15 protein-coding genes are annotated in these 13,183 nt (G+C 53.4%); 6 read left to right on the top strand and 9 right to left on the bottom strand.

Annotated features, from left to right (window positions below; all coding sequences use genetic code 11):
• The first annotated feature begins 99 nt into the window (after positions 1-99).
• The 3 genes from ACZ5M3_RS11350 (at position 100) to ACZ5M3_RS11340 (ending at position 2,948) form a co-directional block, all read left to right on the top strand.
• Positions 100-1,692, top strand: a complete 1,593-nt coding sequence (locus tag ACZ5M3_RS11350) for a hypothetical protein (RefSeq protein WP_464839640.1) — start codon at positions 100-102, stop codon at positions 1,690-1,692.
• A 6-nt stretch (positions 1,693-1,698) separates the two neighbouring features.
• The gene (locus ACZ5M3_RS11345) at positions 1,699-2,238 is read left to right on the top strand and encodes a hypothetical protein (protein ID WP_464839639.1); all 540 of its coding nucleotides are present in this window, start codon (positions 1,699-1,701) and stop codon (positions 2,236-2,238) included.
• A gap of 254 nt (positions 2,239-2,492) precedes the next feature.
• On the top strand, positions 2,493-2,948 hold the full coding sequence (locus ACZ5M3_RS11340) for a hypothetical protein (RefSeq protein ID WP_464839638.1): 456 nt from the start codon (positions 2,493-2,495) through the stop codon (positions 2,946-2,948).
• Between the two features lie 28 nt (positions 2,949-2,976).
• Here ACZ5M3_RS11340 and ACZ5M3_RS11335 read toward each other — a convergent pair whose 3' ends face one another.
• The 5 genes from ACZ5M3_RS11335 to ACZ5M3_RS11315 form a co-directional block, all read right to left on the bottom strand.
• Entirely contained in the window at positions 2,977-3,363 is a 387-nt protein-coding gene (locus tag ACZ5M3_RS11335) for a ribonuclease III family protein (RefSeq protein WP_464839637.1), read from the bottom strand.
• On the bottom strand, positions 3,360-4,685 hold the full coding sequence (locus ACZ5M3_RS11330) for a hypothetical protein (RefSeq protein WP_464840935.1): 1,326 nt from the start codon (positions 4,683-4,685) through the stop codon (positions 3,360-3,362). Before ACZ5M3_RS11330 ends, ACZ5M3_RS11335 begins: the two co-directional genes overlap by 4 nt.
• 88 nt (positions 4,686-4,773) lie before the next feature.
• The gene (locus ACZ5M3_RS11325; RefSeq protein ID WP_088180109.1) at positions 4,774-5,061 is read right to left on the bottom strand and encodes a DNA-directed RNA polymerase subunit L; all 288 of its coding nucleotides are present in this window, start codon (positions 5,059-5,061) and stop codon (positions 4,774-4,776) included.
• Positions 5,051-5,683 (bottom strand): DUF2067 family protein, encoded by a 633-nt coding sequence (locus ACZ5M3_RS11320; RefSeq protein WP_464839636.1) that lies wholly within the window; start codon positions 5,681-5,683, stop codon positions 5,051-5,053. Before ACZ5M3_RS11320 ends, ACZ5M3_RS11325 begins: the two co-directional genes overlap by 11 nt.
• A 2-nt stretch (positions 5,684-5,685) precedes the next feature.
• Positions 5,686-6,273, bottom strand: a complete 588-nt coding sequence (locus ACZ5M3_RS11315) for an exosome complex RNA-binding protein Csl4 (protein ID WP_464839635.1) — start codon at positions 6,271-6,273, stop codon at positions 5,686-5,688.
• A 121-nt stretch (positions 6,274-6,394) separates the two neighbouring features.
• Between ACZ5M3_RS11315 and ACZ5M3_RS11310 the strand changes: the two genes are divergently transcribed.
• Positions 6,395-8,272 carry a threonine--tRNA ligase gene (locus tag ACZ5M3_RS11310; RefSeq protein WP_464839634.1) on the top strand — a complete coding sequence of 626 codons (1,878 nt, stop codon included), beginning with the start codon at positions 6,395-6,397 and terminating at the stop codon, positions 8,270-8,272.
• On the opposite strand, the gene ACZ5M3_RS11305 is transcribed toward ACZ5M3_RS11310, so the two are convergent.
• The 4 genes from ACZ5M3_RS11305 to ACZ5M3_RS11290 all read right to left on the bottom strand — a co-directional run bounded on the left by ACZ5M3_RS11305 (position 8,262) and on the right by ACZ5M3_RS11290 (position 11,145).
• Positions 8,262-8,996: a hypothetical protein gene (locus ACZ5M3_RS11305; RefSeq protein WP_464839633.1), complete on the bottom strand. Its 735-nt coding sequence runs from the start codon at positions 8,994-8,996 to the stop codon at positions 8,262-8,264. The genes ACZ5M3_RS11310 and ACZ5M3_RS11305 overlap by 11 nt on opposite strands.
• Positions 8,997-9,042: 46 nt before the next feature.
• Positions 9,043-9,720 (bottom strand): TBP-interacting protein, encoded by a 678-nt coding sequence (locus ACZ5M3_RS11300; RefSeq protein WP_464839632.1) that lies wholly within the window; start codon positions 9,718-9,720, stop codon positions 9,043-9,045.
• A gap of 100 nt (positions 9,721-9,820) precedes the next feature.
• The gene (gene uppS, locus ACZ5M3_RS11295; protein WP_464839631.1) at positions 9,821-10,615 is read right to left on the bottom strand and encodes a polyprenyl diphosphate synthase; all 795 of its coding nucleotides are present in this window, start codon (positions 10,613-10,615) and stop codon (positions 9,821-9,823) included.
• A 5-nt stretch (positions 10,616-10,620) separates the two neighbouring features.
• Positions 10,621-11,145 (bottom strand): gamma carbonic anhydrase family protein, encoded by a 525-nt coding sequence (locus ACZ5M3_RS11290; protein WP_464840934.1) that lies wholly within the window; start codon positions 11,143-11,145, stop codon positions 10,621-10,623.
• Positions 11,146-11,216: 71 nt separating this feature from the next.
• Here ACZ5M3_RS11290 and hjc point away from each other — a divergent pair, with 71 nt between their 5' ends.
• A complete protein-coding gene (gene hjc, locus ACZ5M3_RS11285) occupies positions 11,217-11,618 on the top strand; it encodes a Holliday junction resolvase Hjc (RefSeq protein WP_297092025.1) in 402 nt (133 codons plus the stop codon).
• Positions 11,608-13,134: a hypothetical protein gene (locus ACZ5M3_RS11280; RefSeq protein ID WP_464839630.1), complete on the top strand. Its 1,527-nt coding sequence runs from the start codon at positions 11,608-11,610 to the stop codon at positions 13,132-13,134. Before hjc ends, ACZ5M3_RS11280 begins: the two co-directional genes overlap by 11 nt.
• The last annotated feature ends 49 nt before the right edge of the window (positions 13,135-13,183 follow it).

Raw genomic sequence — 13,183 nt, 5'->3', positions numbered from 1 at the left:
CTCTCAAGTGGGGAACCCGAGACATTGTCGACGTCTCAAAGCTGCGGGCAGAGGACAATAACCAGAGAGTACTCCGCCGTAATAGACCTGACTCCACCCGTGGACTGGAGCAAGGTTCACTTGAGTGTTGAGGCTTCCAGAACCAGCATCACCGAAGGGGAGAGCGTAACTTACAGGGTCGTCGTGAGGAACGAGAATGACGCACCTTTGGACGACCTGGAGTACTCAGTCACAATACCGTACTCTCCAACGAACTCCAGAACGTACTCCGGGGTTGCAAGTGTCAATAAAACTGAACAGGTCATTTTCAGCGAAACTGTAACTTATACAGATGCCAGCACTTACGTCACTCACGCCTCGATCTACTGGAACGGGAAGTCGAAGAGCGCCCAAACAAGCGTTACGGTGACTTCGGGGACTCTGACTATAACCGACGTCACAATCTCACAGGCAAGCCCAACTCATGGGGAGAGCGTGAGCTTTGACGTGAGCTTGAGGAATCCGGTGTCGAGGTCCAGGACTGTGACGGTAAAGCTTTTCATTGATGGTGTGAAAAAATCGAGCAAGACCATCACGATCGGTGGTGGGAGCACGGGGAGCGTTACTTTAACCTGGACTGCTCAGGCTGGGGAGCATGACTGGAGGATAGAAGCCTGGGAGGATGGTAAGCTGGAAGCGTCGAGGAGCGGAGGAATAACGGTTTCAAATCCTCCAACTTCAGCTTGCTTGAGCGGTGTCCCCCTGGAGGGCCACTTGGAGGTTTATCCGGAGTGGATTGAGGTGGGTGATAGCGTGAGTGTCCACATCACCGTCACCAACTTGGATCCGAACTGTGCGCAAGGACCATTCAACATTGAGCTGGTAGATGATTCAGGAGCAAAGTGGTGGCCGAAGAAAGACACTGAGTACGGTTGCAGCGGTTGCGGTTACATAATACAAGACGGAGCACTAAAAATCTACGCCGGAAAAACAATGAGCGAATGGACGGATTTCAACAATGTCGGTCAGACAACTACCCTGTACTTAAAGGTTGGGGGCAAGACGTTAGCGAGTGCAAAAATCAACGTCAAGCAGAACGGGCCAGTTAATGCGAGCATGGAATGCAAGCCTACCGTTGTTCCCTTGGATGGTTCAACCACTTGTACTGTTTATCTTGAGCTAAAGAGTGCTGACACGGTCACGTTGAACCTTGAAGAAGTTGACTTTGGGGGTAAGAAAGTGTGGCCGAATGGGCCAAGTAGCGTTACAGTTAACAAGCAAACTGTGACCCTAACTCTAACCAACATGCAGGAGGACCTGACAATAACCATCAACATAGATGATGAGCTGGCAAACTACTACTTTGGAAAACCCATTTACAGGACATACCTTAATAAGCTTAGCGGTCACTCGTACTTAATTGAAGTGAGGTTCAGTGAACTAAATTATCCAGTTTCAGACGTGATAACAGTAATTTACAAGGACACACGAAGTGGAACAGACAAAGCAATAGACTATGGATCAACCGCAGGGGAGATAATATCCACAGCACAACTTGTTGCTGAGGGCAGTAATCCCGTAGGTTGGACAGTATTTATAATAACAAGCCTTCCCAAACTCGGAAAAGCTGCCTCAGAGATTCAGTGGGCCTTTGAGTGGGGTGTTGAGAGATTCCCTCAGGAAAATGACAACAATTCCATAATCGGGGGGTGATGATAAATGGAAATTTCTCTTGTTATTTCTATCTTTTTGGGGGTTGTCCTAGCATTACTTGCCATTGCATTTTCACGGAGGGCTATTGTTTGTCTCGTTATCTTGTTGGTTGCTGGATACATCGCAATACAATTAAACTCGATAGAAGCCCTTTTGCCACTTATAGCTTCAGCCATGTTATGGCTAGCGACTGCCATAATCATCATCAGGAGAAACATTATTGGCATAACAAAAGGGGACATTGAAAACAATGGTGCTCTGGTTTCTATACCATTACTCGTTTTTTCAGCGACGCTACTCTTTGAACACCCTGAATACGGTGCTTTTGGTATTTTAACCTGGTTCCTCCTCTGGCACTACCTCAAGGATGAATGTAAGAGCTTAAGAATACCTTGTCTGTTATTCCTCTACCTTCCAACGGCCCTGTTGATAGTACTATATAGAACTCCAATTGCTCTAGTGTATGGCGTATGTACGCTATGGTTGCAGAGCGAAATTAAAGCCTTACAGAATACACAACACACACAAAACAGAGGAAATACCTGATATAGAAGAGGAGGATATACTCACGAGTAAAAATCGAAGGGGCCATAAGTGGTATTCTTGGTGGACTTATTTCAGGAGTTCCCACAAAGATGCCAAATCCAGGATAATCGGAATACCTGAGACAGTAACGGTTAAAGGAAGTAAAGAACTGGCATGGGTATTACACTACCACACACTGCTTGAGGATCAAGAAACGCTTAACAATAATACTATTAGGGGGTTGAACGTATTAACAGTGGAGACTGGGTGTACTGATGCTTGAAATCCTTTGGTTTTTAACCCTCTTTCTTGGGGCCATGCTCATGGCTGCCAAGTATCTGACAGGTGATCCTCGGAGGAAGAAAATCCTGCTGGCGACAGCTCCAATCCTAAGCCTGATAATCTCAGGGTTTGCAATGGCTGCATATTACCCGCCGGAGCAACCAGGCATTCTTCTGGTAGGGGTTGGAGTTGCATACGTCACCTACAGGGTTTTCCTCCAATTTGACCAGATTCTAAGATGGAGCGGGATCTTGTACAGGACTTTCGAAATCACAGTGCCTCTGCTGGCGTTAAGCACGTTCAGGACTCTACAACTGTTCGTTGTGAACGCGGCGTTTACAGCGGTTACGTTACTGCTCCTAGAAACCACGAGACGAAAACTAGAAGCCAAATATAGACCAGCGGAAACAATATTGGGGACATGGGGCTTTAAAGAAAAACGTCATTAGTGGAGCAAATTGCCGCTCAGGGGCTCCATCACAGTCCCAGCCTCTCCTTTATTACCCTGAAAACCTCCGCAAAAGCTTTCCCTATCGCCTCCTTCCTCCGTGAGAAGTGCGTGACGTCCTCGGTGAAGTTCTCCCTCAAAATCTCGGCCGCTTCCTCCACCGTTATCTTCCCCTCGAGCCACGCGTAGGCGAAAATAGCTTCAGCTATGTCGCCCTTCCCGTGCTTGTCGGTCCTCGGCGGGACAACGTGCCTCAGTCCGGCCAGCTCAAGTGCTATGCTCAGCGACGCGTTGGGAACCCTCTCGCCCGTGGGCCTGCCCAAATACTCGCTCAGGGCAAGGGAGAAGACGAAGTTTACCAGGGAGTCCCCGAACTTTGCCAGACCCTTGTCGGTGAAGTCCTTCCCGTACCTCAAGCTCTCACCCACCCTCTCTTCGAGAGCCAGGCTTTAAGGTTTTTGAGGCAGGGCAGCGTGGCGGACAGTATCACCGCGTAAAGAAGGAGCGTCAGTCCGATGCTGTAGGCAACGTAAGGCTCATGCGAGAATATCCTGAACGTCACCGAATCAACGAAGTGGACTAGCGTCCAGTTGGGGTTCTCCAGATGAACGTGGAACCAGAATGCCGAGGGCTGCATTATTGGCCAGATTCCGACGTAAACCGCCGTGAACAGCGAGACGATGCCCGCTATGCCCCTATCAAAGGCGGCGAGGAGTATCAGGAACGCCACCAGCGGAGCGAGGTACTGTGGATTGACGCGCCAGTAGGTAGCGGTAAAGACGGAATAGGCAAGGGCCGTGGAAGCAACTAGGTTCCCCTTAAACGCGTGCCTGATAAACACGAGAGAGAGGAGAAGGACCGCCGGAACGTACCAGTGCTGGAGGACGAAAAGCGTATCCCTCCCACCACTCATGTGAAGGTAAGTCGCGAGGCTCGAAACCCCGTTCATGCTGTAGGAAACGGGGAGGGTATATGAAACCCCCATCCCCATGAGCAAATCCGGCAGCGCCTTCAGGCTCGACGGACAGAGGATGAGCAGGGGCATGAAGGAAAGGATGCCTCCGAGGATAAGAAATGCAGTGCGTAGAACCCCCCTCTTTCCCTTCAGGAGGGCATCCCAGAGGGTGAGAATGGCGGGGAATACCAGCGTGTGCTTGACGGCCAGAGAAAACCCGTAGAGAGCATAGGAGAGGCGCTCTCTGCGCGTTAGGTAAAGGCCGAAGAGGAAGAAAGCCAGCGCAAGACCATCGAACATTCCGTAAACTGCCGAGACGTGAATTGTGATTGGATTGAGGTAGTAGAGGGCGGTGCCGAGGAAGGCGAGTTTTTGACTTCTCTCCCGGATTAGAAGATACAGAAGAAGGGCCACGGCCGTATCTGCAAGGATGAAGACCAGTTTGACTGAGAACGCCCATGCAGGGTCGATGTAAACGTAGTAGGTCCCGTCACGCCAGAAGGCGTTAACCGAGCCCCCAACGAGATACCTGACCGCGGCGAGCAGGTATGCCATGACCGGACCGTAGACGTAGGGCCACGGGTAGGGCCAGCCCTTAGCCCAGAAGCCGGCTGCGTCGGCGTAGGCGTAGAAACAGGCCCTCTTTTCCAGCATCGTTCCGGCGAAGCCGTAGAACTGGGCTAGGTCGCTGCCGGCTGAATACGGCGCAAGGGCAAGCCTCAGAGACAGGCCGGAGAGTATGATTAAGAGCAGGAGGTGTCTCGGACGTTCCAAGCGTTCCACCCCGGAGGGGGTCGTTGATTTCAACTTGAAGTTAGAAGAGTTTGGCATTTAAGGGTTTGGGTGGGAACGGAAAAGAAGGGAAGGGGACTCACTCGCTTATAGCGGCCTTCCAAGCATCCAGAACCGCCCTGGCCCTGTCGAATATCTTCTGGGCCGCCTCCTCAAGGGCCTTCTCCGGCGTTACCTTGCCATCGGTGACGATCCTGAACTTCGGCTTCCTGGCCATGAGCACCGGATGCTCGATGGTGTAGCCCGCAAAGGTCACGTGCTTGTTCTCGTGGAGCACCTCGTTGAGCAGGTTGGCGAAGGTGTGATCCTCCCCCTCAAGGTAGAACTCAAGGACGTTTTCCTCACGCTTGATGACCTCAATCTTCATTCTCCTCACCCTCTAAATGCTTGAGCAGTATCTCCAGCGCCTGCTCCTTGTTCTTCACCAGTTCGTATTTAAACTTATCCTCCTTCCACTCGGCAAGGTTGAGCTCAACGAGCAGGTCTATGACCTCCATGGGGTCGAGGTTTTTGAGAACCGCCACGGGTAGGATGACCTCCCTTATCTGCCTGGTGGTCTGGAGGGAGATGTCCGAGAGGTACTCCCCCAGGGTTCCGGTCAGGGAAACCAGCTCCTCCCACGGCATGGACGTTATCAGCACGCCTTCCTTCAGTTCAACTGTTTCGCCGAGAAGCTCCAGGGTCTTTACGAGTATTGGAGTCGAGACGCTCGCCCCGGCCTCCCTCAGGAGGTCGTCTATCGTGTAGCGGTAGAGGCCGCGCCTGTCGGGGTACAGTTTGGCCCTGACGCGGTTGTGTATCTCCCTTATCTTGCGGATCGCCTCCCTGATGTCGTCCTTCGTTCCCTGGACATTTATCTTGAGGTCGTTGAGCTTGGCGTGGACGTAGATGAACGCCGGAAGGCGGAGCCTCTGGAGCTCCCTGAGGAACTCCTGCTTTTCCCTGTCGTCGCGAACGTGGATGGTTATTACCTTCTTCGCCCTCGCCATGCTCACACCTTCAGTTTTCTGTAGAAGGAAGACAGCTTCCTCGTCTCAACGTGACCGCAGCGGGGGCAGATGAGCCTGTCACCGCGCCGGACTAAGGGCGCCCTGCACCGGGAACAGAGGGCGTAGATAACGCCCAGGTCATGGCCCCTGGTGGAGAGCTGTATGGGGCTCTTCTCGTTCGCTATAACCCTGGCCCTTACGATGTCGCCGATCTTGAATTCGTTGGACATCCCCTCCACGTAGCCCTCCCTCACCTGGGAGATGTGGATTCCGGCGAGCTTTGAGGTGGCTATCTCCCTGTCGTTCCTCCCCTCTATTTTAACGAGCTGGACTATTGCCGCCTGGGGCTTGACCTCTATGACCTTGGCTATGACTATGTCTCCAACCTGCGGAAGGGGCGGTGTGTCAGTCACGGGTTCAACGCTGATTTCCATCCTCTCCTGATCTATCTTCACCCTACCGGCCCTGATGGCATAGAGTTCCCCGTTATCCTCCTTAACGCCCTCACCGGGAAAGTACTCCTCGATAACTCCGAGATAGTCCCCCGGAAGAACCAGGTCGCCGTTTTTCACACCCTTCTTTTCATCCATTCTTCCACCTCCATGGAAGTTCCCGCGAGGATTTTTTAAGCCTTTGCCATCTGGGGAGAATTTATAAAGGACGGGGGAAAAGTTTTAGTAATTCCTATTGAGCCTATGGTGGTGGTTAAGGATGAGAATGCTTCTGATACACAGCGACTATTTGGAATACGAGGTAAAAGACAAGGCCCTTAAGAATCCCGAGCCGATAAGCGAGGAGCAGAAGAAGGGAAGGCTCGACGAGGTTCTGGCTGTATTCATAAGCGTTGAGAAGGCCGACGAAACCAACCCGGAAGAGGTCGTTGAGAAGGCTCTCACCGAGATTAAAGACGTCGCCGGCCAGATCAAGGTCAGCAGAGTCTTTGTGTACCCCTTCGCACACCTCAGCAGCGAGCTGGCAAAGCCGGACGTGGCCCTTGAAGTCCTCAGAAAGATCGAGGAGAAGCTTAAGGAAGAAGGCTTCGAGGTCAAGCGCGCCCCCTTCGGCTACTATAAGGCATTCAAGCTGAGCTGCAAGGGACACCCGCTCGCTGAGCTCAGCAGGACGATAGTCCCAACGGGAGAGGTAAAGGCCGAGGAGGTTCCGGAGGCCCTAAAGAGGGAGGAGGAGCTTGTAAGCTACTGGTACATACTCACTCCAGAGGGTGAGCTCATCGAGGTCGACAAGTTCGACTTCACCGGTCATGAGAACCTCAGGAAGTTTGCCAACTACGAGATAAGCAAGAGCAGGATAGCCGACAGGGAGCCGCCTCACGTCAGGATAATGCTCGACCACGAGCTGGTCGACTACGAGCCCGGAAGCGACCCCGGAAACCTCAGGTACTATCCAAAGGGCAGGCTCATCAAGGGACTGCTCGAACAGTACGTCACCGAGAAGGTCGTCGAGTACGGTGCCATGGAGGTCGAGACCCCGATTATGTACGACTTCGAGCACCCGGCACTTGAGAAATACCTCAACCGCTTCCCGGCCAGACAGTACGTCGTCAGGAGCGGGGACAAGAAGTTCTTCCTCCGCTTCGCGGCCTGCTTCGGCCAGTTCCTCATCAAGAAGGACGCCACGATAAGCTACAGGCACTTGCCGCTCAGGATGTACGAGCTTACCCGCTACTCCTTCAGGAGGGAGAAGAGCGGTGAACTTTCAGGCCTCAGGAGGCTCAGGGCCTTCACGATGCCCGATATGCACACGGTAGCTAAAGACCTCAAACAGGCCATGGACGAGTTCAAGAAGCAGTACAAGCTTAGCATGGAGGTTCTCCGCGGCGTTGGCCTTACCCCGGACGACTACGAGGTTGCCATACGCTTTACAGAGGACTTCTGGAACGAGAACAGAGACTTCGTGGTTGAGCTGGCCAGGATTATAGGCAAGCCCGTCCTCATCGAGATGTGGAAGCAGAGGTTCTTCTACTTCATCCTCAAGTTCGAGTTCAACTTCGTGGACAACCTCGACAAGGCGGCAGCGCTCAGCACCGTCCAGATCGACGTCGAGAACGCCGAGCGCTTTGGAATAACCTACTACGACGAGGAGGGCAGGGAGGGGTACCCGCTCATACTCCACTGCTCCCCGAGCGGGGCAATCGAGAGGGTCATGTACGCGGTCCTTGAAAAGCAGGCCAAACTGCAGGCCAAGGGCGTAAAGCCAATGTTCCCGCTCTGGCTCAGCCCGATACAGGTGAGAGTAATCCCCGTCAGCGACGAGGTTCTTGACTATGCACTCTACGTTGCAGGAAAGTTAGAGGGTGCAAAGATTCGTGTCGACGTTGACGATACCGGAGACAGGCTCAACAAGAAGATAAGGAAGGCGGAGAAGGAGTGGATACCGTACGTCATCGTCGTCGGCAGGAACGAGAAGGAGCAGAATACGATAACCGTCAGAAGAAGGAGCGACGGAAAGCAGGTCGAGATGCAGCTCGAAGACCTAATAAGAGAGATAAGGAGCCAGACCGAGGGATTCCCGTACAAGCCGAGGCCCCTGCCCCTTCTCCTGTCAAAGAGGCCCAAGTTCAGGGGCTGATTTTTCTTATCCTCAGCTTTTCCATTCCCCTTCCCTTTGTAACGCGGAATGAGTACATCTCCGGCTCAAAGTCCTCGTAAGGCGCGGATATCAGATACAGTGCCTCCTTGAGCCCCGTTTCTTCCAGCCATGACTTGGCAAGGATTACGTAGTCGCTTATCCCCGAGACCCACGCCACAAATCGGGTCGAGACAACGTCCCTGTTGAGGGCCAGCACCAGTATGGAGTCGGGAAGCTGGTGAGTTCTGGAGGCGAGGGTCTGGTTGAGGAGCTTCAGAGTACTGTCCTCCCCGAGGAGCAATGAAACACCATCCAGAGTGTAAACCAAGCGGAAAACCGGCCTGTCCTGAACGAGTTCCCTCAGGTGGATGTTGTATATGCGGTCTATCTTCGGATTGAGGGTCTCCGGCTCCACTTTGTCCAGGTAGAAAACGTTCGGAATGGACTCCTTTGACCCGTATCTCGTTCCAAACAGGTCTATAACCGCCACATTGCCATTCCTAAGGGCCTTTTCCATGTCAAAGCCAACTGTGCTCACTTTCCTTATGAACGACCTGATGGGACCCACGTAGTTGGAGATTATCCCAACACGACCGTTCTCAACCGCACGCCTGAGAAGAAGGAATGGTATCCTCCACGCGGAAGAATAGGCGTCGTAGATAATGCTGACGGTGGAACCGGGAAGGTATTCCTCCCGAAAGAGGTCAATGACGTTCATCTCCATCCGCCTTCCCCCCATAAAGTTGAGGGGAAGAGCACCGTAAAGCACCTCATGTTCCCTTCATGCCCGCCATTATCTCGTCGAGGAAGTCCTCCGCCTCCTCGCTGAACTCCTTAAGGGGGACCTCCTTACCGTACTTGTCGTAGATTTTACCGTCCCTGAAGTTTATCTCGAAGACCTCGTAGCGCTCTTCACTCTGCTCGTGGTGCTTTATCCCGTGCCCCTTGAGATGCCTCTCAAGGCTCTCGACGTCAACGTACTTTCCGCACTCCCTGCACCGGTAGAACTGCCAGAATACGTAGTCCTGACCAGCGAGCATGTTGTTCTTGATGTGGTTTATGAACGCCCCGCCGAGGTACTCGTAGAAGTCCTCCTGAATCAAGCCGTCCCCGTCCTCGATCACCTTGAACCCGCTCCAGACTATGTGGTCGTTTATGTCCGCGAGCGTTGCCTTGAGATAGCGGTAGGTGAGTATGAAAACCCCGTTGTGGACAAAGAAGACGCTCTTGTCGGGTATGGCGATTATCCTGATCCCCTCGCCACCACCGTTTTCGGCCATCTTCTCAGCGTGCTCTCTGTTGTCGGCCACCTCGATGGTAACCCTGACGTTGCTCTTCTTGTGAACCCCAATGATGCTCCCGCCGGTTATCTCCCAGTGATAATCGTCTAGATATCTCACCTGGGCATAGACCTTTTTGATCCTCGGACTCAGCTCACCGTAGGCCATTAATCACCACCGTGAGGAAATCGTGCCCAATGTTAATAAGCTTTAGCGGAAAATTTTAAAAAGGGTCTTTCTGGATGGGGAGGGCCACAATGGAGAAACGCTACCTTCCGAAGCGTCTCTGCCTCTTCTGATACTCGCGAATGATCCTGAGGAAGTCAATCTTCCTGAACTCAGGGAAATACACGTCAACAAAGAAGAGCTCGCTGTAGGCGATTTGATACAGGAGGAAGTTGCTTATCCTGACTTCGCCCCCCGTCCTTATCACTATGTCCGGGTCGGGCATGTTGGGGTAGTAAAGGTACCTTTTGATGAGCTCCTCATCAACGTCCTCCGGCTTTATCCTTCCGGCCAGGGCGTCCCTCACGATGTCCCGCACGGCATCGGCTATCTCGCTCCTTCCCCCGTAGGCCAGGGCTATGTTGAGGGTGTAGTTGCCGTACTTCCTCGTGATCTTCTCCGCTTCCTCGGCGGCTTTCCTGACGTTTTCAGGAAGGAGTTCCTTTCTCCCGAGGACGTTCACCCGAATTCCGTACCTGTGAACCCTCTCGTCCTCAAGGAGCTCCCTGAACTTCTCCTCAAAGAGGTTCATGAGGGCGTTTACCTCCTCGGGGGTTCTCTTGAAGTTCTCGGTGGAGAAGGCGTAAACGGTGAGCGTTCTTATCCCCAGCTCGCGACACCACTCGAGTATCTCCTCCAGCTTCCGGGAGCCGAAGAGGTGGCCGTACCACGGGGGCTTCTCCAGCTTCCGCGCCCATCTCCGGTTCCCGTCCATTATTATGGCCACGTGCTTTGGAATCCTCCCAGACTTAACCCTGTCCAGAAGGTAGCCCTCGTAGATATCGTAAACGGGCTTGAATAAAATGTGGGGAACGTGGGAAAGGAGACGGGAAATCATGCCAATCACTCAATCTTTTTCCTGCCGGAGAGGTGCATCTCGGCCAGCTCGATGTAAATTTCGGCGTTCTTCTTCGTCCACTCGATCTCTTCCTCACTGAGCTGCCTGACGACCTTGCCAGGAACGCCGACGACCAGGCTGTAGTCCGGTATCTCCTTGCCGGGCGGAACGAGCGCTCCAGCGCCGATGACGACGTGCTTGCCTATCTTCGCGCCATCGAGTATGACGGCCCCCATACCGATGATGGTGTAGTCCCCTATTTTAGCACCGTGAACGACGGCGTTGTGGCCTATGGTGACGTACTTGCCTATTATCGTCGGCTGTCCGTGGGAGGTGTGTACGCTGACGTTATCCTGGATGTTCGAGCCTTCGCCCACGTAGATCTGCTCTATATCTCCCCTCAGGACCGCCGACGGCCAGACGCTCGTCTTCGCCTCAAGAACGACATCGCCTATGACCGAGGCGGTCTCATCGATGAAAGCGGTCTCGTGAATTTTAGGACTCTTTCCGGCCAGCTCGTAAATCGCCATGTCCATCACCGGCCTTAACTCCTCGACATAGCTTATAAACCTAACCGGGCAATATAGGATGAGGGAGTGCAATGAAGTACAGAAGGGGTGCCAGCGCCGAAAGGGAGCTTATAAAGATGCTCGAAAAGGCCGGTTTCGCGGTGGTGCGCTCCGCCGGAAGCAAGAAGGTGGATATCGTGGCCGGCAACGGGAAAGTCCATCTCTGCATAGAGGTGAAAAGTACACGAGAGGAAAAGCTCTACTTCAGCAGCGAGGATTATGAGAAGCTCGTCTCCTTTGCAGGAAAGTTCGGCGCAAAGCCGGTTGTTGCGGTCAAGTTCATAAACAACGGCTGGCGTTTCTTCCTCCCGGAGACCCTTGAAAAAAGCGGCAAAAACTATAAGGTTAGCCTGCAAACAAAGAACTATCTCACCTTCGACGAAGTTATCGGGAGGCAGAGGTCCCTCGAAGGGGTGGTAAAGGGTGAAGTTTAAGGCCACACTGCTGATAATCCTGCTGATTCCGATTTTTCTCCCGGGGGTGAGCGCCCAGTCACCGCTCGTAATCGTCCCTCTCAACGACAGCTTCACCGGAGTTCCGGGCGATACGATAATAATCCCATTCCAGCTCAGAAATCTGGGAAACCAGACCGTATCAAACGTCACCGTGTACGTTACTGGCCCTGCAGAGGGCTTCCTCTACGGCAGCAAGGTGATCAGGGAGCCCATTGAACCGAATGGCACAGTTCAGGATACGATATCGGTCAAGCTGCTCAACCTCGACCCTGGAAGGTACAACCTGACCATCGTGGCCAGGGCGGGCTCAAGCTACTCGGAGGCGCAGGTGACGATCAGCGTGAAGACCCTGGTGGACTACGCCCTGAGGATAGACGTCAACGATGAGTACACCTACGGCAGCAACGTTACAGCACTGCTCAAGATAACATCGCAGGCGAACGGGGTCATCATAGGAAGACTTGGGTACACCCTCTCACGCGATGGAACCGTCCTGGAGACGTTCACCACAACCATATACCTCAGACCCGGGGAGAGCTGGGTCAAGGAGCTAAAGCTAACGACCCCTCGGGTCGGTGACTACTCGGTGTACTTCTGGGCCAACTTCAGCGGAAGGTTCAAGAGCAAGACTGCAACGTTCAGGGTCTACCAGAGAAACCTGAGGTACGATGCGTACTTCAAGGACGGGGCAATATATGTCCACGTTTACGACGAAAACGGCCAGGGAGTGCCTGACATCTCGGTCAAGATAAACGGGATACCATTCAAGACAGACGACGATGGAACGGTCTCGTACCTTGTGGAGAAGCCGGGAACCTACGAGGTCGTTCTGAATCTTGATGGAAGGATAGTGACGACCTTCGTCGAGGTCAGAAAGCTCTTTTTGAGTGCCACCCAGGAAAACGAGACCCTCCTGGTAAAGGTTGTGGACTCAACCGGGAAGCCGGTTCCGAATATAACGGTCACCGCCTCGGGGCCCCTCGGAAAGGACTACTCGGCAACGAACTCATCCGGTATCTCCGAGATAGACCTGGAAAAAACCGGCTACGGAACCATAATGCTCCGCGCGGAGAGCAGCAGATACATGGGGGGAGAAACCAGCGTGAAGGTGACCCCTCCGGCTAAGCCAACGCCCGCCCCAACGACCACCACAACTCCACCAACCACCACAACGACGACCCCGGCTAAGCCCCCAAAGAACTACGGGCCGCTGGCGGCGATACTGCTGATAGCAGGGGTTCTGTTAGCTGGAACCTCGTACGCTGCCTTCTTCAGACCGGTAATCCAGGAGGAGATGCTGGACAGGTACTACTTCGTCAAAGTTAGAGCGCCGAAGCTCAGAGGCATGGACGGATTCAGGTTCGAGAAGGGTGTCAGCGCAATAGAGGTCAAAGCCACCAAGGGAAGGGCAGAGATCAAAGACGGACTCATAGTGTGGGAGATAGAGCACCTTGAGCCCGAGGAGGAGGCCTACCTGCAGGTCATCCTGGGCTGACCTCCCCGGTCTTTTCTTTCGCAAACCTTATTAACACGGGCGAACACAT

The organism is Thermococcus coalescens (genome assembly GCF_055392585.1).
The sequence above is the reverse complement of the archived record's forward strand: the minus strand, read 5'-3'. Positions and strand labels throughout refer to the sequence as shown.

Excerpts from the sequence above, each read along its gene's own strand:
- ACZ5M3_RS11340 (WP_464839638.1), top strand. The coding sequence starts at position 2,493 with ATGCTTGAAATCCTTTGGTTTTTAACCCTCTTTCTTGGGGCCATGCTC.
- uppS (WP_464839631.1), bottom strand. The coding sequence starts at position 10,615 with ATGATTTCCCGTCTCCTTTCCCACGTTCCCCACATTTTATTCAAGCCC.
- ACZ5M3_RS11290 (WP_464840934.1), bottom strand. The coding sequence starts at position 11,145 with ATGGCGATTTACGAGCTGGCCGGAAAGAGTCCTAAAATTCACGAGACC.
- ACZ5M3_RS11325 (WP_088180109.1), bottom strand. The coding sequence starts at position 5,061 with ATGAAGATTGAGGTCATCAAGCGTGAGGAAAACGTCCTTGAGTTCTAC.
- ACZ5M3_RS11320 (WP_464839636.1), bottom strand. The coding sequence starts at position 5,683 with ATGGCGAGGGCGAAGAAGGTAATAACCATCCACGTTCGCGACGACAGG.
- ACZ5M3_RS11315 (WP_464839635.1), bottom strand. The coding sequence starts at position 6,273 with ATGGATGAAAAGAAGGGTGTGAAAAACGGCGACCTGGTTCTTCCGGGG.
- ACZ5M3_RS11305 (WP_464839633.1), bottom strand. The coding sequence starts at position 8,996 with ATGGAGATGAACGTCATTGACCTCTTTCGGGAGGAATACCTTCCCGGT.
- ACZ5M3_RS11300 (WP_464839632.1), bottom strand. The coding sequence starts at position 9,720 with ATGGCCTACGGTGAGCTGAGTCCGAGGATCAAAAAGGTCTATGCCCAG.
- hjc (WP_297092025.1), top strand. The coding sequence starts at position 11,217 with ATGAAGTACAGAAGGGGTGCCAGCGCCGAAAGGGAGCTTATAAAGATG.
- ACZ5M3_RS11345 (WP_464839639.1), top strand. The coding sequence starts at position 1,699 with ATGGAAATTTCTCTTGTTATTTCTATCTTTTTGGGGGTTGTCCTAGCA.
- ACZ5M3_RS11310 (WP_464839634.1), top strand. The coding sequence starts at position 6,395 with ATGAGAATGCTTCTGATACACAGCGACTATTTGGAATACGAGGTAAAA.